Origin of the sequence: Aeoliella straminimaris (genome assembly GCF_024054565.1) — a bacterium.
GTDB classification, from domain to species: Bacteria; Planctomycetota; Planctomycetia; order Pirellulales; family Lacipirellulaceae; genus Aeoliella; species Aeoliella straminimaris.
The window spans coordinates 1-26,173 of the sequence record NZ_JAMXLR010000014.1; the positions used below are offsets into that span (position 1 = coordinate 1).

19 protein-coding genes and 2 pseudogenes are annotated in these 26,173 nt (G+C 56.4%); 13 read left to right on the forward strand and 8 right to left on the reverse strand.

The genetic code is table 11. The features are described 5' to 3' along the window. Positions 1-507: 507 nt before the first annotated feature. The 4 genes and pseudogenes from NG895_RS30780 to NG895_RS03080 all read right to left on the reverse strand — a co-directional run bounded on the left by NG895_RS30780 (position 508) and on the right by NG895_RS03080 (position 5,867). A complete protein-coding gene (locus NG895_RS30780) occupies positions 508-594 on the reverse strand; it encodes a hypothetical protein (protein ID WP_425267198.1) in 87 nt (28 codons plus the stop codon). Between the two features lie 185 nt (positions 595-779). Continuing rightward, a pseudogene (locus tag NG895_RS03065) lies at positions 780-1,601 on the reverse strand (formylglycine-generating enzyme family protein); the annotation flags it as partial. A gap of 268 nt (positions 1,602-1,869) precedes the next feature. Then, positions 1,870-5,292 (reverse strand): protein kinase domain-containing protein, encoded by a 3,423-nt coding sequence (locus NG895_RS30785; RefSeq protein ID WP_425267195.1) that lies wholly within the window; start codon positions 5,290-5,292, stop codon positions 1,870-1,872. After that, positions 5,289-5,867, reverse strand: coding sequence for a sigma-70 family RNA polymerase sigma factor (locus NG895_RS03080; RefSeq protein ID WP_252850982.1), 579 nt, complete (start codon positions 5,865-5,867; stop codon positions 5,289-5,291). Before NG895_RS03080 ends, NG895_RS30785 begins: the two co-directional genes overlap by 4 nt. Positions 5,868-6,353: 486 nt before the next feature. On the opposite strand from NG895_RS03080, the gene NG895_RS03085 reads away from it, so the two are divergent. Then, the gene (locus NG895_RS03085; protein ID WP_252850983.1) at positions 6,354-7,418 is read left to right on the forward strand and encodes a zinc metalloprotease; all 1,065 of its coding nucleotides are present in this window, start codon (positions 6,354-6,356) and stop codon (positions 7,416-7,418) included. A gap of 435 nt (positions 7,419-7,853) precedes the next feature. On the opposite strand, the gene NG895_RS03090 is transcribed toward NG895_RS03085, so the two are convergent. Beyond that, the gene (locus NG895_RS03090; protein ID WP_252850984.1) at positions 7,854-8,894 is read right to left on the reverse strand and encodes a tyrosine-type recombinase/integrase; all 1,041 of its coding nucleotides are present in this window, start codon (positions 8,892-8,894) and stop codon (positions 7,854-7,856) included. Positions 8,895-9,210: 316 nt separating this feature from the next. On the opposite strand from NG895_RS03090, the pseudogene NG895_RS30790 reads away from it, so the two are divergent. The 3 genes and pseudogenes from NG895_RS30790 (at position 9,211) to NG895_RS30800 (ending at position 9,729) form a co-directional block, all read left to right on the forward strand. Next, positions 9,211-9,421, forward strand: a pseudogene (locus NG895_RS30790) (ECF-type sigma factor). Next, complete coding sequence (locus tag NG895_RS30795; protein WP_425267196.1) at positions 9,402-9,524, forward strand: ECF-type sigma factor; 123 nt, start codon at positions 9,402-9,404, stop codon at positions 9,522-9,524. The pseudogene NG895_RS30790 and the gene NG895_RS30795 overlap by 20 nt, the downstream one beginning before the upstream one ends. A gap of 13 nt (positions 9,525-9,537) precedes the next feature. Continuing rightward, complete coding sequence (locus NG895_RS30800; RefSeq protein ID WP_425267197.1) at positions 9,538-9,729, forward strand: ECF-type sigma factor; 192 nt, start codon at positions 9,538-9,540, stop codon at positions 9,727-9,729. Here the strand turns inward: NG895_RS30800 and NG895_RS03095 are convergent. The 3 genes from NG895_RS03095 to NG895_RS03105 form a co-directional block, all read right to left on the reverse strand. Then, on the reverse strand, positions 9,726-10,547 hold the full coding sequence (locus tag NG895_RS03095; RefSeq protein WP_252850985.1) for a hypothetical protein: 822 nt from the start codon (positions 10,545-10,547) through the stop codon (positions 9,726-9,728). The two genes, NG895_RS30800 and NG895_RS03095, sit on opposite strands and share 4 nt — an antisense overlap. Positions 10,548-10,888: 341 nt before the next feature. Beyond that, positions 10,889-16,273 (reverse strand): protein kinase domain-containing protein, encoded by a 5,385-nt coding sequence (locus tag NG895_RS03100; RefSeq protein WP_252850986.1) that lies wholly within the window; start codon positions 16,271-16,273, stop codon positions 10,889-10,891. Then, on the reverse strand, positions 16,266-16,844 hold the full coding sequence (locus NG895_RS03105; RefSeq protein WP_252850987.1) for a sigma-70 family RNA polymerase sigma factor: 579 nt from the start codon (positions 16,842-16,844) through the stop codon (positions 16,266-16,268). Before NG895_RS03105 ends, NG895_RS03100 begins: the two co-directional genes overlap by 8 nt. Positions 16,845-17,073: 229 nt before the next feature. Here NG895_RS03105 and NG895_RS03110 point away from each other — a divergent pair, with 229 nt between their 5' ends. From NG895_RS03110 to NG895_RS03150, 9 genes are all read left to right on the forward strand, one after another. Then, on the forward strand, positions 17,074-17,340 hold the full coding sequence (locus tag NG895_RS03110) for a hypothetical protein (RefSeq protein ID WP_252850988.1): 267 nt from the start codon (positions 17,074-17,076) through the stop codon (positions 17,338-17,340). A gap of 61 nt (positions 17,341-17,401) precedes the next feature. Further along, the gene (locus NG895_RS03115) at positions 17,402-18,298 is read left to right on the forward strand and encodes a C-type lectin-like domain-containing protein (RefSeq protein ID WP_252850989.1); all 897 of its coding nucleotides are present in this window, start codon (positions 17,402-17,404) and stop codon (positions 18,296-18,298) included. 439 nt (positions 18,299-18,737) lie between these two features. Further along, on the forward strand, positions 18,738-20,000 hold the full coding sequence (locus tag NG895_RS03120) for a hypothetical protein (protein WP_252850990.1): 1,263 nt from the start codon (positions 18,738-18,740) through the stop codon (positions 19,998-20,000). Positions 20,001-20,075: 75 nt separating this feature from the next. Beyond that, a complete protein-coding gene (locus tag NG895_RS03125) occupies positions 20,076-20,477 on the forward strand; it encodes a hypothetical protein (RefSeq protein ID WP_252850991.1) in 402 nt (133 codons plus the stop codon). A 191-nt stretch (positions 20,478-20,668) separates the two neighbouring features. Continuing rightward, a complete protein-coding gene (locus NG895_RS03130) occupies positions 20,669-21,502 on the forward strand; it encodes a hypothetical protein (RefSeq protein WP_252850992.1) in 834 nt (277 codons plus the stop codon). 155 nt (positions 21,503-21,657) lie between these two features. Further along, complete coding sequence (locus NG895_RS03135) at positions 21,658-22,206, forward strand: hypothetical protein (RefSeq protein ID WP_252850993.1); 549 nt, start codon at positions 21,658-21,660, stop codon at positions 22,204-22,206. Between the two features lie 762 nt (positions 22,207-22,968). After that, positions 22,969-23,817, forward strand: coding sequence for a hypothetical protein (locus NG895_RS03140; protein ID WP_252850994.1), 849 nt, complete (start codon positions 22,969-22,971; stop codon positions 23,815-23,817). Positions 23,818-24,445: 628 nt separating this feature from the next. Further along, positions 24,446-25,066, forward strand: a complete 621-nt coding sequence (locus NG895_RS03145) for a hypothetical protein (protein ID WP_252850995.1) — start codon at positions 24,446-24,448, stop codon at positions 25,064-25,066. A gap of 32 nt (positions 25,067-25,098) precedes the next feature. Beyond that, positions 25,099-26,016 (forward strand): HEAT repeat domain-containing protein, encoded by a 918-nt coding sequence (locus tag NG895_RS03150; protein WP_252850996.1) that lies wholly within the window; start codon positions 25,099-25,101, stop codon positions 26,014-26,016. Positions 26,017-26,173 lie beyond the last annotated feature (157 nt).

Below are 26,173 nucleotides of genomic sequence, written 5' to 3' on the forward strand. Positions count from 1 at the left end.
ACGTCAATTGCTAAAAGGACTTGCGAAAAACTAAGCGACATTCGGCGATGCACCCTCACTCAGTTCGAGTCGAAGCGAATTGCAGTCGGTGGGCGCGACCTCAGCAGTAAATAGCTCTGCTTCTTGAGCGTCGGAATCTTGTTTTGCCGTCTGCAGTGCCTAAGCACGTGGGTGGCGCAACTTGATTCCTCTCCCAGATCGAGCATGGCAAACTGTCCGACGCTGAATAGATGTTCCCATTGGTGTATGACGAACTTCCAAAGCCGCTGTCGACCGGAAAACTCCACTCAAAGATAGTCGCTGTGCGCGGTGTAGCAACCAGCACCTGCATGGCCTATGCGAAGCTGGCGTTTTGATTCGCTCGCAGCCAAGATACACGGCATTTCATCAGAATCTCCCAATGGAGGCGAGTTGGATATGGTGATTTCCTGTGGTTTCACATGCGCTCAGAGTCAGCGTGACTTGCGCACCTTTGTCTCAAAAATCAAAGTGTCCGCATCTCGGGATTCACGGTGCGGCTAGTCCGATTTCTGAGGCCTCGCGCGACTTCGCAAAAACCAAGAGTCCGCCCGCTGCCAAGCCGCCCAGCAGCATCGTACTTGGCTCAGGGATACTTGCCACGCGAAAACCATACTCGCCGAACGCCTCCGCGGGGATGCCGCCGTTCCGAAATTCGCTCCGCAGAACGAGACCGTCGCTGGTTGTGATGTTGATCTACGCCCCCCCCGAATGCCGCGGTAGTAAGGACCGCCAGGAAGCCCTAAATTAGTGACCGATTCATTCCACTCCGTCACGTTGCCGCCCTGGTCGAACGTTCCGTAGGGGCTCGCTGCCGCCGTGTAGGCGCCGACATCGATAAACGGATTCGTGTTAGTCGGGAAGCTCGTGGAGCCACTTACCGCATAGCCGTCGTCGTAACCGTTGGCGATGGCGTCATTCTTGTAGAAATTCGCCACGTTCGTATCGTCCGGCGTATTGAGGCTAGCGGGGTTGTCGGAATAGGGTACGGTATCGGTTCCGGTTGGGTAGTCGTAATACACGCCGCTGGGGTCGTAGTGCGCGGCCTTGTACCATTCGTCTTCGCTGGGAATCCAAAACTTGGCATTAGTAGAACGAATTTCATCAAGACCAGTCCCGATCGTGTACACTCCAGACTCCGTGCCGCCTCCACCCTGGCCGTTGTGCAGCCAGTTGACAAATCGCATCGCGTCGAAAAACGACACGTGCGTCACCGGGTTTTGCTCGCGGCCTGTTTGTGCAACGTAGTGTGCGCCATCGACCGTGCCGGTGTTCTCGATTCCGCCGAAGTTGCCCGACATGTTCGAGTCGTAAAGAAAGCCGTCGCCACCGCCTAAGTCCAAATTTGCGCCGGTCGGATCGACCGCATTGAGGAACTCGGCGTACTGGGCGTTGGTCACTTCGTGCTTACTGATACGGTAGGCGTATCCGACGGACCCGTAGCCAGTGGTTCCGTCATTCATCACTTCACTGTCCGAGGCATTGCCAGGGTTGCCGACGGTTGCCCAGTCGAAGGTGACCGCATGGGCCCCGGGAAAGAATAGTGCGAATGCGAATAGCATCGAAGCGGCGGTGGTCTTCATTAGTCTGACCCTTAAGAATGGTGTGGACTTTCTGCAAAAGGTTCTTGCCTACTAGGTAGGCCGTCATCAGCGGGCGAATTAGGCGCGCAAAATCCAAAAAACAAGTTGCGAGTTCGCACGGCACGCCAAAGCAGGCGAGAACGGACTGTGCCACGGCAAGCGAATTGGGAAATCGCCACGCTCTCCAGCGGTTGCTTCACGCGCAGCGGGGCAGCTCACCTCGTAGGCCATCCAACCTGTAGAGTTATCAACCCAGCGCGTTGCAGGTCTAAGGTGATCGCGACTGGAGTTGGGAGGCGTAAGCCGCGTCGATTTCGGCCATCGTGGGAATCGATTCGACGCGCACGCGCCCGTTGTGCGTGTCTCGCCATACGACCAGCGCACCGTTTGGAGACAGAAAGGGAATCCTTGTGCCTTGGTTGCTAGCATGGTTGAACACAAGGGTTTCGCGCCCCGTCGGTAAGTTCCAGAATCGAACATTATCTCCGCCGCTACTCACCAAAGTTGCCCCGCCGGGCGAGAAGCTATGCGCGTCAACGCCGGTGCCGCCGTGGCCGTAAAGCGATGGCACAACTTCACGGCCTGTTTCCAAATCGACAACGCGTACGTCACCCTTCCAACTGGAACTAGCCAAACGTCGTCCGTCGCTCGAAAAGCTGATCGCAAAGACATGCCAGGGGTGGGTAGCAAGCGTTCGCACGAAATTCCGCTCTTGGACGTCCCAGAGCTTGACTTCCCGTTGGGTCGTGCCAATCGCCAGCAGGCGGCTATCGGGTGAAAACACCGCCAGATCATTGCTGGCCGACCACGCCACGCCTCCTTCCAATCGTAAGATGCATTCTCCAGACCTGGCGTCCCAAACGCCAAGTTCGGTGTGCTCTGATCCACGGCCGGCAAGATAACGCGCGTCCGGCGAAACGTCGAGAACACGCGAGCAGGAGCCATTCAGTGTGAAGGATCGCCTGACGTCGAGCGTCTGTGCGTCACATACCTGAACACTACTGTCGTTGTCCAAAACGTAAAGGCACTCGCTCTCTGGAGCGTAAACTGTCACGGGTGGGCGTAAAGGGGGGGCAGGCGATAGCGACTTGACGACTTTTGCGCCGTCCCAATGCCGCAGAGCGCCATCTGCCGTGACGGAGAGCAGGCCTCGACCGTTCCGTGGAAAACCAACCGGCACCTCGCCGGCGTCCAAAAACCAGCAGTGGGACTGGGGCTTCGTTTGGGCGTTCCACAATTTGACGGTTCCGTCCTTGCTCGAAGTCAGCAGATAACGGTCATCCGGCGAGAATTCCAGTGACCAAACTTCGTTGTTATGACCACGCAAGGTCATCAGCTTTTGTTGAGTCTCCGCATCCCAAAGGTGAATCTCCTGGTCATAACCACCGCTGGCAAATCGCTCTCCGTCGTGAGACATGGCCAGCGCCCACACTGGCGAGCGGTGCGCCCGTTCCTTCCAGATCGGCTTCTGCGCATCGATGTCCCAAACGACCACAAATCCTTCGTCGCTGGCGCCCGCCAACCGGTCGCTACTAGGATACATCTTCGTCACGAACCACCGCATGTCGCTATCGCGCACCAGCGTAGAGCGCTCCTGCGTTTCGAGATCCCATGCGTCGATGACGCCATTCTCGTGACACGCTAGGAGCGAACGGCTGTCCGGGGAAAAAGCGATTCGCCCATAAGGATCGACGGGAAGTGAAAACGAATCCCAACTCTCCGTATCCCACACGAGGATCCGCCCTCCACCCACCGCCATCCAGCGGCCGTCCGGCGAATAGGCCATGGTTGTGTCAGAATTTTGCAGGCCAGGGAGTTGATCGTCACCCACTTCCACGATTTGCTTTTTGCGCAGAGTCTGGGCATCCAACAATGCGATTCCTTCGTTTGTCACGGTGGCCAATGTGCTGCCGTCTGGAGAGTAACAGAACGAGAGCCTTACGTTGTCGTCTGGTATCCCACGATCATACTGGGCCACCAAGGCGCGGCTCTCGACGCTCCAAATCCGCAACAGGCCATCAAAACAAGCGGTCGCCACGAATTGGCCGTCCGGCGAGAAACGTGCTCCCGGCGTCATGTCGGGATGGTGCCATGTATGGAGTTCATCTCCTTTGGACGCTTGCCAGAGATATCGCCATTCGACGCCGCGCAAGTCCGGTTCGCCTGGCGCAGGCCAATGACGCTCGAGCAGTTTCGTTGCCTGATGGCGATTGCCTTGCCCAAGGGCCGCCTGCGCGGCCTTCATATCCGCCGCGTACGTTTCCCACTGCGCGAGCTCACGCAGCCTTCTCTCCTCAATCTCTGCTTGCTCGGCCTTCGCTGCGTTCGCGTTCGCGCGCTCGACGGCGTTGTTCAACTCAACGACTAGCATCTCCTTTTCCTGGAGCATCTGTTGCTCCTGATGTCGGAGGCTTGTCACTACCTCCAAGTTCGACTCGGCTCGGTGCCATTGCCACGTCGACACGATCGTCCCCACCATCAATAGCACCGCGATCATCGATCCGGTTGCCAGGGGTACCCGGTTCCGTTTGACGAACTTTTGCATCCGATAGCGTGGTGAGGGCGGGCTCGCCAGCACCGGTTCGTCGGCCAGGTAGCGACCGATATCGTTGGCCAGGCCCGCGGCCGATTCGTACCGCCGGGTGCGATCCTTTTCCAGCGCCTTCATTACGATCCAGTCGAGATCACCTCGATAGGTCTGGATCAATTTGCGCGGGTCGGTGCGTCGTTTATCGGCAACGCTCGTCGTTGCCCCGTCGAGCGTGCTAATGGCCGCGCTGGGCAGTAAGGGTTCGTGTTCGAGAATCAGGCGGCGAACTTCGTCGTAGCTGGACTGTGACAGCCGCTTCCTGGACAGGGGCGTCGTGCTTGTGAGAAGCTCGTATAGCAAGACTCCCAGCGAATAGATGTCGCTCCGCGTGTCGACGTCCAGCGGACTCATTTCGGCCTGTTCCGGCGACATGTAGATGGGCGTTCCCACCATCTGCGCGAAGCCGGTCATCAGCGTGTGTTCGGTCAATCGCTGATTGATCGCCTTGGCAACACCGAAATCAATGACTTTGGGTACCGGATTTCCATCTTGGATGGCAATGAGCACATTCGACGGCTTGAGATCGCGGTGAATGATCCCCTTCTGATGCGCATGCTGGACTGCTTGGCACACAGAGCGGAACAGCTGGAGTCGATCGCGAACCGGCAGACTGCATTGATCGCAATAGTCGTTGATCGGGATGCCCTTGATCAGCTCCATCACAAAATAGGGTCGGCCAGCCGACGTGGTCCCCGCATCGAGCACGTGGGCGATGTGGGGATGGTCCATCAACGCCAGTGCTTGCCGCTCAGCCTCGAACCGGGCGATGATTTCGCCACTGTCCATGCCAGGCTTAATGATTTTCAGCGCAACCCGTCGGCGAACGGGCTCGGTTTGCTCGGCCAGATAGACGACCCCAAATCCCCCTTCGCCAATCCTCTCCACCAGCTTGTACGGTCCAAACTTGCTACCGACGTGATCGATATTCGCATCGCCCGAAAGACCCTGCATATGGGCCAAGTCGCCAAGGAATTCACGAATCTCGCCAGCATGTTCGGGATGGTCTGCGACGAGCACCGTCGCGTCTACGGCTTCACCCGCTTCACGACGCTGCAGGTAGTCGGCGAGTATTTGATCAATCGTTTCGTCTTTTTCGGTCATTGGTAACCCGTCGTCGGCTCCTGCAGAAGCTCCCGTAGACGTTTGAGTCCCCGCCGCAACAAACCGACAACGGATTGTACCGTCCGGCCAAGATGATCTGCTGTCTCTGCCAATGAGCACTCGTGAAGATGATGTAACTCCACCGCTTCCCGCTGTGCGTCGGGCAATTCCGCCAGCGCCGTGGCCAATTGCATCTCCCGCTCATGCCTGATGAGGTTCATGCTGGGGGAAGTCCACGTACAAGTAACATCGAGAAAACGGTCGTATGCAGTGCGCCAGCTAGTGGCAACTGGGCTGCATTCCCGATCGACATCGCGTTTCTCGCGATGCATGTGACGGATCGCATCTTTGACGTCGCTATCGAGCACCTTCCTGAGCCAAGCGACAAGTTCTTCCTCCGAGGAACCCCGTAACTGCAGGTGGTGACGATGCGCGTCAAATAGCGTTTGGTTAACAATATCTTCGGGGTCTATTCGGGCACGATACTTCGGGCCTAATTGAGCGCGTACCAACATTAATAGAAGTGGACGAAACGCCTCCAGCAAAGCTGGGTTACGACTCGAATCGTGCGTCATAGATAGCTCGACAGTGTGAACCACTGTTGTCTTAACTAAAAGTCATAATACCGGATACCAATGGGGAATTGGCGTACTACGTCGACTCCGCCAGGAAGTTTGGGTACCCCGTCTATTTAGTTGGCCGACAAATGCGCGGCTGTTAGGCGCGCATTTCCGAAAAAACGCTCCTTTTTTTCGAGGCCAGGACAGCCAGGTTCTGGCAACCGGGCACTCTCAGGACCGGGTTGACCATTTTGGTGCAGTGGCTTTCGCCACTGCCGCTATGTGTCCGGGAAACAACGAGAATTTAGGCTTCCGTTAGAAATTCTGGGGTTTTTGATATTTCCTGCGCCTAGCGGCCAATTTCCTGACGGCCATAGAGGTAAGGCCGGTCGCCGAATCGACAGACACAGTTCTTGGCTGCGACTTGAGGAGCGATTCCTCTGGCAGCTTCATTCTGCATGGATGTCCTTCAAATCTTTTGTTAGAGAGAGGGTGAAAGCGATGGCGAGAATTCAGAAAATCTCGGTGCAAGAAGTTGTTTGTAGTTTCAACTGCCAGGGAAAGCTACGGTGGGTAGGCGTCGCTTGGGGGCTGATGTGTGCGGGCGCATGGGCTGGTGAAGACGCTTCACCAGAACTCGACGCTCAATTGAACGGCGCCTTGGCGGCCTCGGGAGCCAACTACCGCCTTGGGGCCATCGATACCTATGGCGCACTGGGCACACTGGGAACCACCATCTTTTTCGACGATCGCAGTATGCAATCCGGGTCGCACTTCGTACCGTACGATCCCGATCGAGGCGGGACAAGATATATCTCTTGGACCAATGAATTGGACACTACAAGTAGCGGTCTCACGGCAGCAGAAACATCGACCGCCATTCGTGCGGCGATGAACACCTGGAATGCCATTGAGCCAATCGACATCCCGCTGGTGGACTTGGGCGACACCACGACCGATTTAGGATTTCTTCAGTACGTAATAAGCGGCGGCACCCAAGGCCTTCCGTTCCCCGTGGCCGACATTTATCACGCCGGTTTCTTGCCAGAGAGTTTCTTCGAAACTCTTCGACCTGGTTTTGGAGACCAGATCTTAGCGACAACCGCGCAATTTTCTTTTATCGACGAGGACGGCAATTTCACGGACCTGAACGGCGACGGCAAGGCGGACGCGGCGTTTCGAGAAGTCTACTACAACGACGCCTTTAATTGGGTCGTCGAAAATGGCGGAGGGACCGATATTGACTTGCAGACCACGGCCTTGCACGAGGCAGGTCATGGCTTGTCGTTGGACCATTTTGGCAAGGCGTTCGCGACCGACGCCAACGGACAGATTCATTTCGCACCTCGTAGCGTGATGAATGCGGCCGACTCGGGACCGCAACAGGAGCTGGCGCCGACAGACATTGCCGCTTTTCGGAACGTTTGGGGCAACTGGCCGAATCTAACCTACGAACCGTTGATTGGAACACCTGCGACCGTCCCAGAGCCAGGGTGTATTTCGCTGGCAGCGATCACGATTGCTACAAGCTTGCTTGTGCACCGATGGCGAAGCCGCCCAAACTAATACGCTCCGCTCGATAGACTACACCAAACTGCCATCGCCTCGGACGACGATTGCACGATTTGGTACGTGAGCGACTACCTCAAACGGGGCGATTCGGATTACTCATCGCGAATCGGCGCCTTCCGCCTCCCCGGCTGCGGCGATCAGTCCGGCACGGCGGAAAGTAAGGAGGATGCTGATTCTTGGCTTCGCATGGTTGAGGTTTCGTCTTGGCATGGCCTGCTGCCGAGTCGGCTCAGCCTTTGGACGATGAGGAAGTAGCGCAACTTTAGGCGGTGACGTGTCTGTCGAAACACCTCTGCAGCTACGGCGACTTGCTAAGTCGCTGAAGCTGGACCAGTTTCAGCAAGTTAGCGGTTTGGCTAAGCCGCTGTGGTGACAGACCGGTGGCGACACCTCCGCAGCTAGGCCGGGAGGCGCCGCCCTGGTCGGATTCTACGCCTGGCGGAATCTACGGCGGCAGCACGGACACTCGCCGTCGAAACCGTGCATAAGCGAGGTGAACGCCGTTGGCTGCGGCAGCGACATGATCGCCTTGAATGCGAGCGGGTCGCGATGGGCGTAGTGCCGGTACGTCACCCCGCCCACGGAATGCCCGAGGATTTCGATGGACGACTCCGGCATGTGTTCGTCATAGTAGGTTGCACATGTCTTCCGCAGGTCCTTCAGGACCCACTTCTTTTCTTCGCCCGTCTCCACGTCTTGCTTCGGCTTCACGCCTGCTAAAGTGCAGAGACGCTGGAACTGCGCGTTCGGGCGCGACGTGCCGCAGTGGAACACTGGCTGGTCAGGCTCGACGATTTCAGGTCGGAGACTCTTGAGGTGGACTTTCACGACCCGATTCATCGGTCGATAGAACTGCTTCTTGGTCTTCACGCGACGGTAGTACAGCCAACCGTAGCGTGAGTCCTTCCCCTGGCCGTTCGGTGGCTCGGGACGCCAACAGACATGCCTCCACAGGATAGGCTCGTGGAAGGATGCCGTCTTGAACACCGTCCCGGTGTCGACGCCGTAGTTGAAGAACGCGACCAGCGCCGCCCGCCAGTAGTGGCCCACCGTTAGCGGTTGCTTCCAACCCCTTGGCCGTTCCAGTTCGTAGGTGGCGAAGAAGAGGGCGTCTAGGTCCGCCTTCGTCAGATAGTGGCGACCGGCCACATCGCGTTGCGGCTTTGGCTTGGGGAGCCGTGGCAGTTTCTCCAGGAAGTCCTGCTCCCAGGCCCAAGACAGGATTGCCCTCAGGTTCTCGCGGGACTTGTTGGCTGTACGCCCCGCGTTCGACCCGCCGTCTGCTGCGGCCTTCTCATGGACCCAGTCGAGGAAGTCTCGCAGGTGGTTTATGCCTATCTGATCGACGTCGACTCCTTTCCCCCAGGAGGTCCACTTGGTGACGGTGCCCCGGTACTCCTTGCAGGTGCCAGACGAGAGTTTCTTGGCGGCCAGATACTTGGCGGCGACGGACTCAAAGCTGTGAGACATGGTGACGGCTCCAGGCCGTCGGCACATGCTTCCGTCCCAGGCTCCGCCAGCCGATGGCCAAAATCGGCCTCCTGCTGAACTTCCTGTCACTCTGTGATGAGGTCAGGCAGCATACGCTAGCTGCACAGATGCCCTCATTTTAGTCGAGAAATTGGCCGGGTGTGCGAGTTGGCGAGCGGGCTAACTTGCTGAGACCGATGCATCCGACGTGACTTAGCGTGGCCAGAAACTGCCGGCGGTGGCGCGACCTCGGCAGAAAATAGCCTCGCGATTTCACTCCCCAAGCCACACTTTGTGGTCTGCTATACCCATCTTAATGGCTAACGTCACCCAGATCTTGTCTCAAATCGAACAGGGCGATCCTTCCGCTGCTGAACAACTGCTTCCTTCGCTCTACGTAGAGTTACAGAATGGTTGCTGCCACGTTGGCGGACGAAAAACCGCGGCAAACACTCCAGGCAACCGCTCTGGTCCATGACGCCAACCTACGCCTCGTGAATATCCAAGTTGCTCAGAACTGGGAATAGTCGAGGGCATTTCTTCTCTGCTGCAGCAGAAGCCATGCGACGGATTCTGGTCGAAGCACATCGCCGCAAGCGGACGCAAAAGCATAGTGGAGGGCATCATTAGGTCGAGCAGGCTGATGCCGATCTTGGCCTCAACGAAAGCTCGTTTCGAGATTCTCGCTCAAAGCGACGCAGTTGATCGGCTCGCCGATCTGGATTGGGATGTAGCGGAGATTGTCAAGCTACGGATCTTTGCCGGCCTTTCCGTTGACGTCGCAGCCCAGTCGCTCGGCGTTCTGCACACAACCGCATACCGAGAATGGATTTAGGGGATGTAGAAATTGATGGGGAACAGGGCTACCTGCAGTAGTACAGCGTAAAGGCATAGATACCCGAGCGTGAGCAGCTTAAGCCAAGCCGGTGGGCTGGTCGCCCGAAATGCTTGTAATTGTAACAGGCCGATGATCGCGCCCGCTGTAATCAGCATGCCGACGTGTAGAACACAGTGAATCCACAGGTGTTTCGTTTCCGTTCCTTCGCCGTGTCCGGTGCACATATAACAACCGCTGAATATGACCGGCAACAGCGGTAGGGCCAGCAACACGAGAAACACGGTAAATGACCACACCAGCCGCCGAAGAGTCGGCCGCTCGCTCCATCGATCCCAAGCTCCGAACACAGCGCTCCAAAAGCAATAGACAATTGCCAACGGCAGCAGCACGGTCAATACACCGACCGAAAATCCCACGGCCGGACCTGCCTCATACGCCAAGCTCGTCAGGCTGATCCACGAGAATGCCGTCAACAGACAGACCAGGGGGAAGTAGTCCTTCGTGCTGCTGCTGAAGTACAATTCGAGGCCGGAGTAGGCGGTTATTCCACAGCCTACGACCACCAGCAACGTGGTCGTAGCGGCCAGAATTCGCTTGCTCGCCCTGGGCGACAACGTAACGGCCCAACGCCCAACAACGATCCAGGTCGCCAGGACCGCACCGACCACGCAAATTATGCCGAGGGTGACGTTCTCGCGAGTGACACCAACCGAACACCACAGGGCAGCCACGGTCATGATTTGAAACAGCTGCGACAAGCCGATTTGAAACGGCTGCCGTTTCTCCTTGGGCGGTTGATCTGTTTTGCTTTGCATAAAGTTCGTGGCGTATCAACAAAAAGTGTGTTTGCTGGGGGTCGATTACTTGTTAGCTCCTGGGAGCGTGAGCCACTCGATCGTAACAGCAGCTGACATGGGAAGACTGCCATCTGTAGGACAACGAGATTCTCGGTCGACCGTTTTTCAGACGACCTGTCGATCAGTTGTTGGTCAACTATACAAGCACAAGGTAAACAACGCGGCCTTCGTTATCACCAGTCACTACATTTCGCGTGGCCGATAAGAGCACACCGACACTGCATCGCCAAAGTGTCGGGCGGCCGTTGCTGTAAGTAATCAAATTTGTCTTTTCAGATAGTCCGCCGAGTCACACAACCTCACGGGCCCACCGTCGAACCCACGTTCACTTCGCTGGCAATTGGCTCGTCGGCTCCTGCCTCGCCGTGCTCGCCCGAACGTTTCGCCGACGGTATCTCCCACATTCTGATAGCAAAGTCGCGGGGGGGAGGCGAGTTGCCGCTCACTTGTCCGCCGCCCGAGAGCAGGCGTCCACCATCGGGTGAAACGGCCAAGCACCATACGGAGTCCATAGAATCTTCCAGGACATCTAAACGATTGCCAGTTTCAATATCCCACAGGTAGACTGCCCCATTTCTACATGCACTTACGACGCGTCCGTCGGCAGCAAATAGAGCTTCGTTAACGGGAGCAGAATGGTCAAAGCTTCGAATCATTTGGCCGGAATCGAGATCCCAAAGGATTACCTCCCCGTCACGGCCGCAACTTACCGCTTGCTTGCCATCCGGGGAGAACCGGACGCATTCCACGCTGCCGGCATGTCCTTCTAAACGACGGATTTCTTCGCCAGTTTCGATTGACCACAGAATCAAATAAGAATCGTCGCCGCCCGTAAGCAGTTGTTCGCCGTCCGGAGAAATGTCGACGTCGAGAAGCCGTTTCTCATGCCCCACGAAACTCCGCAGTTGCTCGCTGGTCTTCAGGTCGAAGAGATAACATTTCCCGTCGCGTGCAGCAATTGCTGCATACCTTCCATCTCCACTTAGAGCGATGGCTTCTCCACGAGCAGGCGATGCTAGACTCATCAACTCGACGCCGGTTGATATGTCCCACATCCGTAGGTGCCCGTCGTCGGCGCCGCTCAGCACGCGTTTTCCGTCGGGCATAAAACGTGCTTCGAATGAGCCCGAAGTCGAGTTTTCAAATTGCTGAATCTCTCGGCCGGTCGCGATGTCCCAAACCCGAAGCGACTTGTCATCCTGCGGCCAGCCAGTTGCCGAGACGGCCCTCTGCCCGTCGGGCGAAAAGTCCAAGCTGCGAACTGTCCCCTCGTGGCCATGCAGCCAGCGCGAGGGCGTGACCGTACGCGGTGGACTTTTCTGTACAGCTACATCCACTACTGCAGCAAGGTCCCAGACTCGCATTGCGAAGTCCGAACCGGGCAAGAAGGTATTGTCTAGAAACGCCCCGCCACCGCCGGAGAGAATGCGGTTGTCATCGGGCGAGATCGCTACCGACCATACCCAATTGCGGTGATCCTTCAAGCGACGCAAGAGCTTACCGGACTCCACATCCCAAACGTAAACCATGTTATCGTGACACGCTGTCACGAGCAAACTGCCGTCCGCAGTGAACGCGGCATCCGCAACGTTTCCGTTGTGGATAAATGTGACTTGGATTTCGCCACTGGCCACATTCCAAAGAATCGCCTTGTCGTCCCATCCGCCGGTCAGAACTAGTTGACCATCTGGTGAAAAGATTACCCGGTCGATACCGCTTCCATGGTCCAGCCGACGGATCTCCTCGCCGCTATCGATGGACCATAAGATCGCGAATGGGTCATCGCCGCACGAGATTAACTGACTACCGTCCGGTGAAACATCGACATCGAGAATGCGAGTCGTGTGTCCACTGAGACGCCGGACCTGCTCGCCAGTCTTCAAATCAAATAGATAGCAGTTATTGTCAAAGAGCCCCACTGCCCCTAATCGGCCATCCGGCGTAACCGCAACAGCATCGCCTTCTGCCGGCATGGTCAATCGCAGTTCTTCCTCGCCTGTGGCAATATCCCACAGCCGAAGCGTCCCGTCGCCGGCGCCGGATAGTACACGCTGGCCATCCGGTAAGAAACTTGCGTCAATGTTATTGTTCTCATGCCCTTCGAACCTTTGCACCTCTTCGCCGGTTTGGACGTCCCACACACGAACCGTGTTGTCTCCGGCCGGCCAACCGCTAGTCGAAAAGGCCCGCTCGCCATTCGGCGAGAAGGTCACTGTGGTAATCGGGCCCTTGTGACCAGCGTACCAGCGCAGCGGATTGGTTCCGCGCGGCGTCGCGTCCCAAAGCACGATGTCTCGTCCATAACCCGCGCAAGCGAGGCCCACGCCATTGGGTGAGAAGGCAAGCGTCAATGGATAGAAGTCGAGTTCGAACGTCAGCACTTCCTTACCCGTAGCCACATCCCACAGCTTGACGGTTCTATCGTCCGCACATGTTGCCAAACGTTTGCCGTCGGGGCTGACAGTGAGGTCGTTGATGCCCAGGCTGTGGCCGTTGACATTGAGAACTTCATTGCCAGTTTGGAACTCGACTAAGCGAAACCCTCCAGAGTCGACGAAGGCCAACAGCTCACTGTCCAGGCTGAATGCGAGCCCCGTGTTGAAGTCTTTTCCCCCATAGCACCTCCAACTCCGTACTTCGACACCGCTCGCCAAGTCCCAGACAGTCGCCCCCTTTTTTGAAGCGCCAGCGAGGTAACGCCCATTTGGACTGAAGGCCGTCGATTCCAGCGGGCCTTCCAGGCCCTCAAAGCGGTAAGTTGCTTCTCCCGTAACCATGTCCCACACTAGCAACGATTCACTAAACCCTACTGCCAGGTACCGACCGTCGGGACTGTAGGCGATCGACCAACCGGGCGCTTCTTCCTCATTGATGACCCTGATCATGTCGGCGGAATTCGCATCCCAAAGCAGGACCGCGCCGTCGCTGCCCGACGTGGCAAAGTACAGTCCGTCAGGTGAGAAGGCGACGGCAAGGACCCCTCGCTTATGGGCCGGAGGCAAAACTTTGCTGGTTTGCGTGCTTAAATCCCAGATACGGATTTCGCCGGTCGCGGCAGGATTCCAGGGATTCCCGACAACGGACGCTAGCCTTTTGCCGTCCTCGTTAAAAGCCAGGTCGCGAGTGTAAATCCGATTTCCGGAGAGCACCGTACTCTCCTTTACCGAACTGTTGATGCCCCACACCTTGACGGTTTGGTCGTGTGCAGCGGAGATTACGCGCCGGCGACTTGCATCAAAAGTAACGGCAGAAACCCTGGCAGTGTGGCCGCGGAACTGCTCCAGTAGTTGACCTGAGTAGGTGTCCCAAACACGCACCGTCTGGTCGGTCCCGCCGCTTACCAGACGCGTGCCATCCGGATGAAATGCTAAAGTGGGCGCATGTCCTGGATGGGCTTCGGTGTCGAAGGTGCGTTTGTCTGTATCGGTATCATTTATCCATATCGTGTCCCACCAACCGCTGGATGCCAAACGTTTGCCGTCGGGACTAAAGGCGAGCGATTGGACGGCACTGGGGCGGTTCCATTCGGCCACCTTGTTGCCGCTCTCCACGTCCCAACAATAGATGTTTTTCTCACCTGTCCCACCGCCGACGAGGAGTTGGCCATCCGGACTGTAAGTCACTGCAAAGAGACAAGACTCGACGACGGAGAGGTCTCTCTGTCGCTCGCCGGTAGATACGTCCCAAACTAAGACACGCCCCTCGCCCCGAGATGAATGCCCGCTCACGGTGGCAAGATGGTCGCCGCGGGGATGAAAGGCGAGTCCATAAACCCAGTGCGAATGGCCTTCCCATGAATTGAGTAATTCGCCAGACTCGACATCCCATAAATAGACCAACGAATCAGTGCCGCCACTGGCAATAAGCTTCCCATTTGGGCTAAACGCTACGGTCAGGTGATCGCCATTGGAGCCGAGCAGCGTCCGAATGTGTTCGGCAGACTCGGCCTTCCATAGTTGCAATCCATTGCCAGCGGTTACGAAAAGTTGGCCGTCCGGGCTTATCGCAAGGTCGCGGACCGCACTTCCCGCACTGACAGTGAGGAGGTCGCTATGGCATTGGTTCCACCAATACTGCCATTCAAAGCCTCGCAGATCTTCTCCTCCCGTATAGGGCGGTTGGGTTGCTTCCAACAGTTGCAGCAGGCGTTCAATGTTGTTGTTTCGCCAGGCGCTCGGGGCAAGATTCATGGAAGCCACATACAGGTTTCGACTTGTCCTCCGCTGGGCCGCTTTGGTTTCCTGCTCCGATCGCTCCGCAGCCATCCGCGCGGCCTCCGCGCGATCTCTCGCTGCGTGCTCCCGTTCGGCGAGCGCCGACTTCTCATCGGCGAGAATCGCCATCTCCTCTGCCAGGCTCTTTGCGTTCGCTTCGCTCTTTTCGGCTTCTTGACGGGCGTTTCGCTCCGATTCGGCAGCGTTCCGCGCACGTACCGCTAGCGCGGAGGAGACAATGGTGCCGACAAGCAGCGATGCGGCAATCAGCGACGCCAGCGACGCCACCACAGGATTCCGCTGGCTCCATCGCCAACCGCGCTCGATCCGGCCTACAGGACGGGCGGCGACCGGTCGACCTTCAAGATAGCGGTGCAAATCATCGGCCATTAACTGGGCCGTGCCATAGCGCTTGTGTGGCTCCTTGGTCAAGCACTTCAGGCAAACCGTCTCCAGGTCCCGTGGGACCGATGGATTGAGTTCACGAGGTGAGACAGGGTCTTTCTTCAAGACTTGCATGATCGTATCGACCGTCGACTCGGCAACGAACGGCGCACGGCCAGCGATGCAGCTGTAAAGAATCGCGCCCAGAGAGTAGATGTCGGAAGCCGGGCCGATTAGTGCTGACTTGCCAGATGCCTGCTCAGGCGACATGTAACTAGGAGTACCGAGCACTTGTCCCGTCGCTGTCAACTCGTGCAGTTCGTCTGCGTCTTCGACTTCGAGCAGTTTTGCCAAACCGAAATCCGTGACGTGTGGCTCACCGCCACCATCGATAAGAATGTTGGCCGGTTTCAGATCGCGATGCAGTGTGCCATGTTGGTGCGCATACTCTACTGCTTCGGCTACTTTGACCACAATTTCGGCCGCGTGGTGTGGAGAGAGCGTTTCTTCACGGACCATCTCTGCCAGACTGCGGCCCTCTACCAGGTCCATGGTGAAGTAGTGGTGCCCCCTGTGCTCACCAACTTCGTGGATTGGTACAATGTTCGGGTGCTTCAACCGCCCCGCGGCACGAGCCTCTAGCTGAAATCGCTCGACGTCGGCAGGACTTGCCAGTCGCCCCGCGAGAATCATTTTTAGGGCAACGACACGCTTGAGAGACTGTTGTCTGGCCTTGAAGATGACCCCCATGCCGCCGCGGGCAATTTCTTCAAGGATTTCATAGTCGCCGATGTACCGGACCGTGTCGCCCGCGGTCAACATGGGCGAGTTTGAGTCATTCGCTATGGTCTGCACATGGTCGGTGTTGCCTTTTGGCAAGTGATCTGGCATGAATTGCAGGGTCGCCTGTTCCAATAAGTCTTGATCGTCGAGAAACTGCTCGATTGCCTCTGCGTAACCAGGATGGTCGGAGGCCAACTGCTCACGATCGATGGTTTCTCCCCGTTGAAGTGCCTCGAGGCAGGAGACAAGCACCGACTGGAACGCCGGGTCGTCAATCAGCTTGGAATCGAGCGGATCACTCATTCGGTTCACCTTGCTTCGGTTGCATGATTTGGCGAATTCGTGTTGTACCACGGAAGATTAAAGCCGCCACGGCTCCCTTGGAGCGCTGCATGCTTTCACTGACCTCCTCCAAGGGCAGTCCTCGTAGGTGGTGTAACTCAATCGCCTCGCGTTGGGCGTCTGGGAGAGTTGCGATCGCTTTCGCCAACGTGAGCTCGTCTTCCGAGCGCACGGCCATCTGACTGGGCGACGGACCATCGCTCTTGAGCCACACCTGCAAGCGAGAGGCGGATTGATCGATGCGGTGAGACAGTGGTCTTTCGCGGCGAACGTCTCGCGCCTCGGTGCGAAACTTGCGAATCTCATCTAGCAGGTTGTTGGAAAATATCCTCCGCAGCCACGGCAGTTTGTCCTGGTTCTCCAAAGAGCCCCACTCCGATTCACATGCTTCCAGCATCGTCGCCTGCACGACGCCCGATACGTCAACTTTGGCTTGCAGCACGGGGTCCAACTGGAGTCGTCCAAGCAAGGTAAGGTAGTCGCGGTACTGGTCCAAAGCATTGGCAGTTTGGTCGTGCTCTCTTGGCGACATAGGCGATCGTGCGGTGAAGAGAAGGATTCCCCTGCTTGAATGCAGCGTGCCCTATCCCCCAGTATTACGGAGTTCTTTGGTTTTTTCCATTTTTGCCATAATTGCCCCATGCGGTAACACGCTTGGTATCAGAGTGGGGGCAAAGAAGTGCCCTGGGCATCCCCAGCGCCTCGTGATTGGGAGGACGAATCAGTGGCGTTGAATCCTACTTCTTTTGAGGAAGTTACTAATGAGTTGCACGAATTCTTTAACGAGGCGAATTGTTTGGCGTCTTCCCGCTGTAGTGGCGAGCGTCCTGTTCTGCTCCATCTCAGACGCCGCATTCACCGAAGTGGTCGTTGAGGAGAGTTTTGATTCTCGCGCAAACCTCTCCGCCTTTGTCGCCGGGGTGGGCGGCGACGGGGCTGTTTCCGCCCTCAGCTTGGTTGATCAGGGCGGCGCGGATCAAGCGTTGCGTCTCACTGGCGTCTCCAGCACAGTCAGTTTTTTCCCCTAGCTTCTCGTTGACAACGCTCGAGGTGGAGCCAGGTCCAGCGGGTCCGAATAGGAGTACCAACTTGGCGGACTACCAACTGTCGTTGGATCTGACGGTCAACGCAAGCGAAGGAAATACGCCCAATCTAGAGATCTGGCTTGCTGACGGACTCCGCCGCGCCACGAGTGCACGCAAACCGTCTTTAACCGCGAAAGACGTCCTGTTTCTATCAGCGACTCCGAGTTACTCACTGCGCGTAGAGAACTGGACTCTGGGGTCGGCTGATACCGTGATCTCTACTGGGAGGTCATGGCGACCAAAACCTGCATCCAATCGGGAGAACAAGATGAACCATGTTGCTTTCAACGGCGTCACCGCCACGACCCTGCCTTTCTTGGTGGCTGCCTGTGTGCAGGCCGCGCCGATCCAATGGCCGTTGGACATGGGCGGAAACGGCCATTACTACGAGGTCGTTCCGTCCGCCGAAATCGATTGGGGCGTTGCGAAAGCCCTTGCAGAGGAACGTTCGTACCGGGGGACTACAGGCCACCTTGTAACCATCACTTCGGCCACTGAACAGGATTTTCTGGCGTCTTCCTTCGGTCCGGGTCAGCTTGCGTTCCATTGGCTGGGCGGGTTTCAAACGCCTGATACGCCTGAGACCGATTTCGCGGCGGATTGGCATTGGGTCACGGAAGAGACATGGTCCTACTCGAATTGGGCGCCGGGTGAACCAAACAATCTCGCCGGAATCGAGCACTTCTTGGAGTTCCGTCACGGAGAAGGTGACCTTTGGAATGACCATGCAATGTACGGATCTGGCTACGGCGATATTGCTGGATACGTTGTGGAGTATCCCGTTCCAGAGCCAGCCACCCTGTCGTCACTTGCTGTGGCGTTAGCCTTTACGAGCGGTTGGGTCCGCTCGGCAGGCCGAAGGCGTAGCCGGAAGCGAACTTGGTGCGCGAACTCGCTTTAGGGCGGAACCGAATTCCCGAACCGTCCGCGCCCGGCTTGTTGGTAGTTGGCTCATTCGGACTGTTGATTTCAGCCGGGAGCCGACCGCATCTTTGAATCGGTAGGTCGTTTTGGCATTCAATCCAAGTGGACGTTTCGTTGAATCCGCCCAATCTTCGGAACCGATACCGGTTCTTAATTGCGCGAATGGCAGGGGCGCTTCGTCGTTGCCCTTGGTATAGTGAATAAGTCCGCAGATCGCCCGTTGTGGAGCGGACCGATGTGACTCGCCCTCCGCCAAGGGCTACAAGAACGTCCTGAATGCTGCAATCGCTTCACCGGTAAACTGTACATAAGCGAGTCGACCCGTGATGTTTCGCTGGATGTTAATTACAGCATGCGTCGTCAGTTTCGTAGGGAATGCGAAATCGCAAGACCTCAATCAAACGACTTTCATCTCGTTGAACGAAACGAAGCAGCCGTTGCGGGACGTGCTGGCCAAGTTCGAGCAGCAGGGTAACGTGACGTTTGATGTAAAGTGGATCATTCCTCGAGAGAAGACCCTCTCAAAAGAAGTGGCCATCGAATTCGAGCAGAAGCCTTTCTGGGAAGCCATGGACCTGCTGATGGATGCAGCCGGTTTGCGAATCGACAACTTCGATCGCTCGACCGTCGCGTTGAAGCGGGCACCTGCTTTCGCCTTCCCAAGCGATTCGGTGCCGGTTGCTAAGCCAATTACTCAGGGAGCATTTCAAGCCCGCCTGGAACGTCACGGGATGTTCGACCAACTCGACGTGGTGATTCGCCCCGAGCCCTGGGTCGGACAGCCCTACGTTGTGGGCTATGAAGCAACGGTTTTCTTCGCAGACAGCCAATCGAGAACGTATAGGCCCAAGTTTCTGATTTGGGTCTATGACATGTCCGACGCAGTCTCGCTTCGAATTGAAAGGGACGATTGGCCGGAAGGAGTTGCCGTACGCAAAGTCGATGTGACCGCCCAACTGAAGATCGGCCAGGAGTGGAATCAGTGCACCCTACCACCCGTTTCGCAGTTGGCGCCACGTGAAATCGATGCACTCGATGGGCTCATTCGCATTGAGAGAGCCGGGTTCGAGAAAAAAACAAACGCGAAATACGACGAATACGGCTTGAATCTCCGAATGGAAGGCGTCGGCCTCGCAGAAGACAAAAAGCTGCACGAACTGTTTGCTCTTGTTGGCCCCGAGGGAAGTTCGATTGATCCCCGCAAGACGGGTGTCAGTCGGGGGGAAACCAACAATATCAAATGGACATGGGTCGACCTCGGATTCGCGCCCGACAAAGTCGGAGGAGTGTTTGAAAATTATCGGCTTTCACTCTTGCTCGAAGATGGAAGCAAGCAAGTGATCGGTCCCATCGGCGAAATTGCACCCAAGATCGCCGATGCCGGCATCAGCCAGATTGCCATTGCGAAAGCGCGACTACTGCCAGGAGAGTTCAAGCTCCTCGGCTACGGCGTCCGCGTTCCGTGGGACAAAGTTCGATTGGATGTGGGAGAACAGTTGCTTAAGCCGGAAGGGCATGGTCGAGGCAGTGGATATCCTCACGAGATGACCTTCGACTTCGAAACCGACCAGATCAGGACGCGCCGCAGTCAGTGGAAACTGGTCGTCGAGGCCCCCACGAAATCCGTCGATCGCACGCTGACGTTTTCTTTCGACGACGTCGAGATACCCGACGAATAACTGGGGCGAAGGAGGTCTTCGAGACGAACGGTTAGCCGATGCGTGAACGAGCAGATCGAAACTTGAGGACAACACATGAGATGCCTGTTATCCCTCCCCGTTGTACTTGGGCTGTCTGTTTGTGGCTGCTGGAGAGAGAGCGGCATCTCCGCTCATCCAGAGATTGCGACGGGCCAAATTGAAAGAGACACGAAAGATATCCTTCCTAGTTCCGGGGGTGACGAGCCCTACAACGAGGGAGAGATCGAAGTATTGGAAAGCAACTACTCTGGTGACCAAGCGACGATTGTCCTGAGCGCGGGCAGCATCAACGTTGGAAATCTGGCTCCGGCGGACATCGAGGGGCTGACGCCTGAAATCCGTCCCAAAGTGGCTCACGTCGATTCGATTCCTTACAGGCTACAACTTGAATACGAGTGGGTTCGAGGAGAGTGGAGGCTGCTGCGGTTGGATAATTTGACTTTTGAAGATAGGTAGCCGCTGCAACAATCCAGCTAACACGTAGTCGCGGGCCGCGTGGGACTTGAATTCAACGTCGTTCGCTGCGATGGGGCCGCTACTAACCGCGTCACCCTGACGGACCACAAAATCGCTGTCCAAGCAAGAAATTACAACATGATAAGTCGCATCACGACTTCACATCTCAACTTGCCATCTAGGTGAAATCGATGATGCAGACACTTCCTTGGTACGGATATCAGTTCTTTGCTTTTGTGGGGATTTTTGTCCTCGTGGTGGGAGGCATTATAGTGACTGCCATTATAGATGCCATCAGACTTAAGTATGTCAAACATCCGTCTCGTTTCAGCCGCGTAGAAAGGCTTGAGTCGTTTCAACGAGAGAAGCTGCCAGAAATCGCACGGACACTGGGCATGGAAGTGATGGAAACAGTGCCTGCTCGGGTTCAAGATGCAGTCGACGCCAACCTGGGGTTCGGCCGTGCCAGCGATCTGCTCGCGAGACCATACGCAAAGGGGACACTCAGCCTTTGTAATCTCCGGACAAGAAGAACCACGCGGATGAATCGACCTGATAGCTATGTGGAGACCACCAAGGTCGAAGAATATACCTGCCTGGTTTTTACGGGAGGAAAGGAGACAGAATTTCCGAGCTTTAATCTCACACCGAACCAACATAGCCTGATGATTAAGCTATTGAATCAGCACGTATGGGGCGCGGTTCAATATGAAGAGGATCCCGAGTTTCATCAGAAAATTGTGATTGGCACACTTGAACCGGAGGACGTCCGGTCTCTGCTAACCCCTGACGTGAGAGCGGTTCTCAAGGAGAACGCAGATCTCAGAACATCGGTCTTCGGTCGCAGTATCATTGTCTACGATTACGGCAATACTGGTAAGAGCTTTCATTTTTTCACTTCGAGAAAGGATGGCGGAGCGTATGTCGATTGCGAGGTCATCTCGACTGAAGACTGGCCACGATTTTACGAAGCGGCTGAAAGTATCATTCAGTGCCTAATAGCAGCAAGACAACGAGTGTCGTAGAGAAACCATGGGTATCCGCTCAATGAAGACAATCACCAGAACCAAGCGTGTTCCCGCCGGCGCAATTTTTATTGGAACCGGTGCTGCGGCGCGAGCCACAATTGGGACCCTGAAATCGGATACCTTGGTCGTTCGGCAAAGAAGTGAGGTGGATCATGGGTTGGTTTCAGATCTGGATGGTAATTCTCGCGGTCATCGCGTCTTTACCCGTAATGACCGTCGCCGAGGAAGTCGATCTTTCCAAAGTTGATCGGTCGATCCAGAAGGAACCGCTCTGGGCATCGGGAGAGCCGCGGTACTGCTTGTTCGTCCTGAGCGCCGAAAGGCGTGTCTGGTTCGTCGTCGACGGCGACGACCTTTACATGGACGTCAACGAGAACGGCGACCTGACGGACCCCGGGGAAAAGCTGCCTCGACTGGAATTGAGTGACGAGGAACGCCGCGAAGCCAAGAACCACAGTTTCTGGCTGATCCCTGACATCATAGGGACCGACGGCGAGCCGCTGATCACAAATATCCAAATAAATACAAGACACCGCGACATCGTCTATTTCACTTGTCCCGATCGCCGTGACGCTTATTGGACGACCTCAGTTTTTTCCGCCAGCCCAGACGACGCACCGATCGTGCATCCTACTGGTCCGCACCGACTGAGTCTGAAGGTTAGACTGTCTCACCCGGCGTTGTTCTCTGGGGCCGTCTAGAACCACTTCCACGTGGACGGGCACAAATACGTCGATGGACTCGGACGTGGCACCAGTTTTCTCGTCGGACCAGTGAACCTCGACTGCCGGGTTGAAATTCCTCTTCGCGACGGAAGCACCAACGTCAAGGAGTTCCGATTGGAGAATTACATCACCGGACCATACCAAACGGCCAGCGTGAATCTTCCAGAGGATGCTGATGAACACGGTACTGTGAAGATTTTTTCCATTTTTTGCCGTAACCGCCACGTTTGCGAAGACGCTTGAGTATGCAAGAGGGGTGCGGTTTTCCAGCGCCGCGTTCGTTCAGCACCGGATCTGCGGCCACGTTGGCAGTATAATATTCATAGGAGGGAAATCACTGTGAACTCGATAGGCGGACTTCTTAGAGCTATGTTCTATGTTCTACTTCTCGCGGCGGTAGCAGCGGCGTATCACGCGGAACTTGAATGGACAGCTTAGCCGCCACTGCGGTTTGTTTTCTACGAGTTTGCTGCAAGGAAGTTGCACAATTACGGTGAGGGTTAGTTCCCAAGCAGTTCGAATGCAACTCGCCGCTTTAACTTTATTGTGAAACGTAAGCCTGACCGCTACACTCGGTCAGCAGCGAATGACTTCGTATAATGAATGTGTCAGCAAACGTGCGTGCGCTCGGAGGTGCGAAAGACACGCTCGCGAACGCCGCACGTCTCATCAATACGTTAATCTTGGGTCCGCTTGAAGCGACGCCAGCAAGCGGAAACCGAACAGATTGGAACGGTCATGAACTGGTTACTCCTCGGCTGCTTTCTGGCCCTGACGCCAGTCTTATGCCTTCAGCGGGAGCCTGAAAACGCCCCAATGGCGATCAACGAATTCGACCTCTCAATCGTCGGGTTGCGGCCGGTAGCGCAGGATGCCAGCAATCTGTTTTTTGAGCTCACCGTGAGGAATCACACCGACGCAGTGATCAGTCCGAGGGAGATCACGATCGAGTCCATGTTCTCTCCCGTCGAAGAACTTGACCTTGCATCCCCGGAGTTGACCCAAGCGGGAAGGTCGGGTCTGGGCGGTGTCGGCCCGGTACCGGCCGGTGGCGAACGCAGCAGACGCAAACACGTCCGACTGGTCGATCGTTTCGGCAATTCTAGGCTTAATGCCGACCATCGGTTCCTGCACGTCCGTGTCCTGCACCAACCGCCCGGGATTTCAACCGCTGGCGTGGTGGCCGACGTCGCGACGATTGACCTGATGAACTTGCCGCCCAATCTTCCGGAGCGACCGCCACCCTCTCCTCGGCGACAGGGCAGTGGTCGTCTTATCGACTGGCTGTGGACGCTCCCCTTACCATTACTTTTCGTAGTCGGTGAGAGGCTTTCGAAACTGGTTGGACGACTCTGTCACCAGAAACTGCCTGGGGGATGGAGGGTACTGGTCGGCGCCTCGCTGGGCGGGGCACTTTGCGTCGCGTGTGCGATCAGTGGCCTCTGGCTCTCGCCGTTTGGAGGCGATAGCTTTTGGTTCTTTGCCCGTTTCATCGGCACGTTCTGGGGTTTCGTCGGAGCTGTTCAAGGTGGATCGACGGCGGCTGGAGCCAATTCGAGATGGGGAATCAGAGAGGCAGATTCCTAGCGTGTTCACTTCGGCGATGCTTCTTGATTCCATAACCCAGTCACCTTCGTCCTGCCATATAGAGGAAGGACAAGTGAGCTTTCCACCACATGGTTTTTTGTTGAAGGGCTCGTGAGGTGCTCGCGGTCGCAGCGGGCGCCGTCGGCATCGCGATCATTGATTTCCCAGTTGCGTTGTGTGCAATGATCATTGGTCGTTAGCTGTACTCGGCCAGGGAGGATCGCTCGTCGTAGCGATGATTTATCGACTCATGAGATACGTTTTTGCGATGGTATTTGCCGGATTAGCTGCATGCTTGTGGTTTTACGTGTACCGGGCAATCGGGGCTGGCTACGTTATGCGTCCCAGAGGAAATGCATGGTGGCGAGAGACTCGTTACTACGATCGAGACAGCGAAGTTTTCCGGTTCTGGTTAACTGTCGGAATGTGGGGCGTTTTAGGATTGCTGGCATCATTTGCCGCTGTCCGGTCGCTGATGACAGATGAGATTGCCAATTAATACCCTACCTCGCCCCCGGCGAAGACAAGCAGGCAAGCAGCCAGATGCGCTCGGTCGGGATGAGTACATTGAGACAAGTGGAGTCGATCATCGGCGAGTAAGTTGGGGCCACCAGTTGGAGACGTGAAGATGTTCAATGAAATGGTGCGGAAACTTCGCCTATTGAGTGCTGAACCGGTACCGTTCGATCCGTCAACACTTGACGATGCAGTCGCCACGTCTACAGAGTGGAGTCCGCTGAATGGCGGAGGGGCAAGCTTCAGGACGCATCGACTCGTGATGCAAAAGCCCAATCGCATGAAGTTCCGGGCGACGTGGGGTTACATCGCGTTTTGCATGACCTTTATGATCATCAGCCTTGCGTTGATCTTGGTCGTCCTGGTTGCGCCTGAGATTCCCTCATGGGTCCGTGTCATCCTGATTGTCGTTGGAGTTGTGGCCATAGGCGGAATGGGACTGCACCTGTACTTCCAGTTGTCACCGAATGTCTTCGACGTGAACCGCGGGGTCTACTCGACGGGACGTTTTCAAGGACAGGACATTCATTTGGACGAGATCTACGCACTGCAGTTGATTTCTGAGCGGTGTAGTGGCTCTGATTCGTCTTTCTACAGCTACGAACTCAATCTCGTCCTCGGCGATGGCCGGCGAATCAATGTTATCGATCACGGAGATCTGACGCAGTTGCGAGCCGACGCGAGGATGATCTCTCAGAGAATTGATAAACCAGTGTGGGATGCGACCGGGTAGTAAGCAAGCGACACATCTCACGTCGAAGTCTCATGAGTGTATCAGACATCATCCCTCATTGTTCCTCAACTGAAGGCGCATCCAGCGCTTGGACCAAACACATCTGGAGCAAAGATACTCCCGTGGTCAGTAATATGAAAAAGTTGTCTTTGGATACTTGGATCGCAATCGCATGCATCGCCTTCGTCGCACCGGTGATCGCACAGGAGAAAAGCCGTTGTCAGAACTTGAGCGACTTCGCAAACCAGGAGTTCCTCCAGAGGCTGCGGTCGGCTGACTCAAACACCCGCATTGCTGCCTTGAAGGATTTGCAGAGACTCGAAACGGCACTGGTGTTTGCGCAGCCGACTCTGATTTCGCTGTTACAGCAACCACCGTCACGGGAAACCGTGCAGGTGATGCGGTTGCTGCGAAGGATTGGACCAGATGCTGCAGAAGCAGTCCCCCGACTACATGAGATTCTCAAATTTACGGCTCAGGCGCCCGAAACGCGTGATGACGTCCCGATCCTAGAATCGCCTGATCCGTGGCAGCTGGTGGCAGATCTGCGCACCGCCGCTGGGCTAGCGATGGCCGAGATGGGGAAACCTGGGGAAACCGCCATCCCGACTTTAATCGAAATGCTCAAAGACCCAGGACCGAGCTTGAGATCCTACCGCAAACCAAGAAAGCTGGCAGCGCCGTCTGCCGAAGGTTATGCGGCCATGCTGTATCGACGAGATGACCACGGTGTCTACGTTGATCATCGTGACATGTTGCTGGCTGGGACGCTTTCTGGTTTGGCCGCCTTCGGTCAACGAGCGAAGTCAGCTGAGCCGGCGCTTGCAGCCATTCGCGACGACCCGGAAACGCTACCACTGGTAGCGCACCTGGCTAAAGAGACGCTGAGAGCGGTCATCACCAACGAATCCCGTCAGCGAAGCACAGCGCGCTCCAACGACCCCGATTGATCGATTTAAGGGCCACGGATGGCAGCGATTGACGCGACCAGCATCGGCCCGCATGGGGTTGCGGTGTGAGCCACACACTCGGCAAGAATCGCGGCAGTTTGAGGGCCTGCTCGATGGAGATTGGTACGAGCAAATACCACAATTACGCCGCAACTTG

Coding starts and splice junctions, on each gene's coding strand:
- NG895_RS30785 (WP_425267195.1), bottom strand. CDS start 5,292: ATGACCGAAAAAGACGAAACGATTGATCAAATACTCGCCGACTACCTG.
- NG895_RS03135 (WP_252850993.1), top strand. CDS start 21,658: ATGGGTTGGTTTCAGATCTGGATGGTAATTCTCGCGGTCATCGCGTCT.
- NG895_RS03150 (WP_252850996.1), top strand. CDS start 25,099: ATGAGTGTATCAGACATCATCCCTCATTGTTCCTCAACTGAAGGCGCA.
- NG895_RS03125 (WP_252850991.1), top strand. CDS start 20,076: ATGAGATGCCTGTTATCCCTCCCCGTTGTACTTGGGCTGTCTGTTTGT.
- NG895_RS03100 (WP_252850986.1), bottom strand. CDS start 16,273: ATGAGTGATCCGCTCGATTCCAAGCTGATTGACGACCCGGCGTTCCAG.
- NG895_RS30780 (WP_425267198.1), bottom strand. CDS start 594: ATGCTGCTGGGCGGCTTGGCAGCGGGCGGACTCTTGGTTTTTGCGAAG.
- NG895_RS03145 (WP_252850995.1), top strand. CDS start 24,446: ATGTTCAATGAAATGGTGCGGAAACTTCGCCTATTGAGTGCTGAACCG.
- NG895_RS03095 (WP_252850985.1), bottom strand. CDS start 10,547: ATGCAAAGCAAAACAGATCAACCGCCCAAGGAGAAACGGCAGCCGTTT.
- NG895_RS03110 (WP_252850988.1), top strand. CDS start 17,074: ATGAGTTGCACGAATTCTTTAACGAGGCGAATTGTTTGGCGTCTTCCC.
- NG895_RS03140 (WP_252850994.1), top strand. CDS start 22,969: ATGAACTGGTTACTCCTCGGCTGCTTTCTGGCCCTGACGCCAGTCTTA.
- NG895_RS30800 (WP_425267197.1), top strand. CDS start 9,538: ATGCCGATCTTGGCCTCAACGAAAGCTCGTTTCGAGATTCTCGCTCAA.
- NG895_RS03090 (WP_252850984.1), bottom strand. CDS start 8,894: ATGTCTCACAGCTTTGAGTCCGTCGCCGCCAAGTATCTGGCCGCCAAG.
- NG895_RS03130 (WP_252850992.1), top strand. CDS start 20,669: ATGATGCAGACACTTCCTTGGTACGGATATCAGTTCTTTGCTTTTGTG.
- NG895_RS03080 (WP_252850982.1), bottom strand. CDS start 5,867: ATGACGCACGATTCGAGTCGTAACCCAGCTTTGCTGGAGGCGTTTCGT.
- NG895_RS03085 (WP_252850983.1), top strand. CDS start 6,354: ATGGCGAGAATTCAGAAAATCTCGGTGCAAGAAGTTGTTTGTAGTTTC.
- NG895_RS03105 (WP_252850987.1), bottom strand. CDS start 16,844: ATGTCGCCAAGAGAGCACGACCAAACTGCCAATGCTTTGGACCAGTAC.